At 45.8% G+C, this 3,381-nt stretch carries 1 protein-coding gene; it reads right to left on the bottom strand.

All coding sequences use genetic code 11. The features are described from left to right. On the bottom strand, positions 1-2,667 hold a 2,667-nt coding region (locus CX651_RS19555), incomplete at its 3' end, for a TonB-dependent receptor plug domain-containing protein (protein ID WP_101057780.1). Positions 2,668-3,381 lie beyond the last annotated feature (714 nt).

The raw sequence follows: 3,381 nt of genomic DNA, 5'->3' as shown, positions 1-3,381 counted from the left end.
GGTATAAGACGGGATGTCGTTATAGTTGTTTTGATTGGGTGACCATTCGTTATCCAACACTGTGCTACTGCGATGATTGGCGGTCAGCACGGCAGAGAAGTCATTGTAGGTGTAGTCTGTGGTCAGTCGGTGACGCCAGCGTGGACGAGCCTGCTCACCTGCCGATTTAACGTTGTCATCAGCAAATCCGGTAGGGTTGAATGAACGCTCTTCCAGATAAGTACTGAATAGGCGGAAGCCCCAGTCACCGAAACCGGTTTCAAGACGATAGTTGACCTCAAAATCAACACCCGAAGTGACACTGGATGCCGAGTTAAAGGGTTTCTCGAAATAATTGACGATTTCATGAGTGGTGGGATCTCGCCTGAGTAAAGGGCAGAATTGATTATTGGTTGAACTGGATTGGTAACAGTACTTAACGACTGCGGCACCGCTGAAATTATTGATCACATTCTCCATATCGAACTTCCAGTAGTCCACAGTCAAGCTGAAGTTTTCCAGATAAGAAGGCGTGTATATAAAGCCCAGAGTGAAATCATTCGCCACTTCGTTTTTTAACTCAGGGTTCCCGACGATAAAGCCTGGACGGGTTGAACCATACCATTCCTGGGATGGTTCAAAGGTGGTTGGGATCCCTTGGGCTGCACAGTTAGCCAGCACATTACTTAGATATGTGGGGTTAATTCGATTGCGATAACTGGCCGCGCAATAGTCACTGATCCCTCTGAATGTTTGGCTGGCTGGGTTAAATAATTCGGCTATGTTGGGGGCTCGCACTGACTTGGAGCGGTTAGCCCGGATGCGCAAATCGTCATTCAGTGCCCAGTTGAACCCTACTTTCCAGGCGTTATCTGAGCCGGAGGTGGAGTAGTCCATGTAACGAAATGCAGTTTCAAGAGTTAGATCCTGAACTAACATAACATCTTTTAGCAATGGAACGGACAATTCAGCCGATGCTTCAGTCACATCAAATTCACCGGAGAGAGGTTGAGATCTGTTGTTAAACAGAAGACCTTCTCGCATTGCCGGATCCGGCAGGGTGTCGGCGGTCTCTTTTCGATACTCCAAACTGAAGGCGGCAGCAATGAAACCCGCAGGCAGCTCAAACAGATCACCGCTGACAGAGGCGCCGGCAACGTATTGATCGATTGATGAGCGGCGAATGGCATCTGTGCTGACCCAATTGTAAGCGGCTTTATCATAGAGGCCGCGACCAAACACATTCAACGGCTTACAGCCATTGGCTCTGGCATGTTCACTACGACATACCAAGGCACCACTTCTATCCCGGATAACATCGACAGCATCCTTAAAGCGCTGCTCGAACATCTCACCGTACCACTCGGTATCGGCTTGAACATGGCCAACAGTGGCATAAACATCGTATGACCAGGTATCGGAGATTGCGCCTTCAAGCCCCAAAGCTAAGCGGGCTGTGGTTCTTTCTTGACTGTATTTTCGGTTACCAAAGTCGGACGCCAAGTAGCCAACTCTGGCGCCGTCACCTGGCCGCCTTTCGGACGCTTTGACCAAACTTGCAGCTTCGGGTGAAAGAAAAGCATTATCTACATGAAGCGGAATAGTGAGGAATGCCGGAGAGCCTTCACCATAGGCTTCAGATTTGGCATAGCTGGCTTCCATGGTAAATTTATGATCATCATTAATGTCATAGTTCATGAAAGTAAAGAAGTTAATCCTATCCAGCGGAGTCTTGATAAAAGCGTTTTCGGCAAAGTTGTAGCCTTCGCCTCCAAGATAATCTATTCGGCCATTGGTGAGTTTGTGCAGAGGTTGCCCCAGCTTCATTGGGCGAATTTTACCGTCATCACTGAAAGTGTACTTTTCTCCGGCTCGGGTGGTGAACGCTCCGGTCTTGGTGTAGGCGGCCAGTACCTGTTGACCATGTCCCCACATTATTGCTTGGGGGTCATTCGGGCCGCTGGCATTGGGATTTCGCACCACAATCGGCGCTTCGCGCAAAAAGTCCCTGTCCATATGTGCAATCTGCCCCTGACGTGACCAACTTAAGTTGGTTACGAAATTGGCTTTGCCAATATCGGAGCCGAAGGTCAGTGAGGCGTATTCCTCTTCACCTCCAGATTGTGTTGGCCTGGTGGTAGAGGCATCCAGCGCCAACCCATCAAAACTGGTCTTGGTCACTATGTTAACTACACCGGCAATGGCATCAGAACCATATACTGCCGATGCGCCGCCAGTGGTGATTTCGATGCGCTCAACCATGGCTGTGGGGATATTATTCAAATCGACGGCACCTGAGCCTGGTGAGCCGGCCACAAAGCGTCGGCCATTCACTAATATCAGAGTTCGATTGGAACCCAATCCTCTCAGGTCGGTGTTATTCAAACCGCTGGCGAAAACAGTGTTGTTGGTGGTTTCCGGAGACAGACCAACCAGGGTATTAGGCATCTTATGCAATAGATCTGCGACGTTGGTAACACCGGCATCAATAAGACCATCGCCAGTGATTACGGTAACAGGGGTTGGGGCCAACTCTCCTATGCGTTTAATTTTTGAACCTGTGACTTCGATACGTTCTATGGTTTCATCTTTATCTTTAGCGTAGCTGGTTCCAGAATAAACAGCACAGCCGGCAGTAGCCAAAAGACAGAAGCGAATTGCTTTTGCGGTTGTAGATACAGAGGTCATGACTATCTCCTTGAGAAATTATAGCTTTCATATTTCTTCTTGTTTGTCAGATGTGGAAATGACCAACTAATGATTCAAGTTAATACGTATGTTAGCAATAGGTTAATCTTCGTTGGTTTTAAAGGTTTTTCGTTTTAACTAAATGGCAACATATGCATTTGGATTAGAAAATTCGCAACTACTTAAGTTTTGTTTGTATTTTTATTAAATGGTTTTTTATGCGTTATAATTTCGTTGCTTTATTGATGGATTTTATTGTTTAACTAAATTGTAAGGAAATATTTTTACTTATTTTACAGTGTGTTGTTCGTTATTTTTGTTGATGGTTTTAACATTGTTTTTATAGCTTGAGAAGCAATGAGGGAATTTCTTGGTAGGATAGGGCTCTTTAATAGGATGTGATATTGGAGAGGGTTTACCGGATGTTTCATTGTTAACTTTAAGGTACCGATTTTGATTCAATTTGATAGAAAGCGCTCTTGTGTAAACAGGAATAACCGGCATTAATCAAACTTTGCATATAGACAAAAGCGAAGTGGCTCAAGAGGAAACCCTGATATCCAATCCATATTTATCTAATAGGGTTTTAGTTAATTAGGGAAGTGCCGATTACTTAAAGCCACTTGCTGTTATGCAAGTGGCTTTTCGGTAGCAAGAGAATTAGAACTTGTAGTTTACCCCCACAGTGAATCGTTGACCCAGCATGTCGTAGTA

This window comes from Shewanella chilikensis (assembly GCF_002836945.1).
GTDB lineage: Bacteria > Pseudomonadota > Gammaproteobacteria > Enterobacterales > Shewanellaceae > Shewanella > Shewanella chilikensis.
The sequence above is the reverse complement of the archived record's forward strand: the minus strand, read 5'-3'. Positions and strand labels throughout refer to the sequence as shown.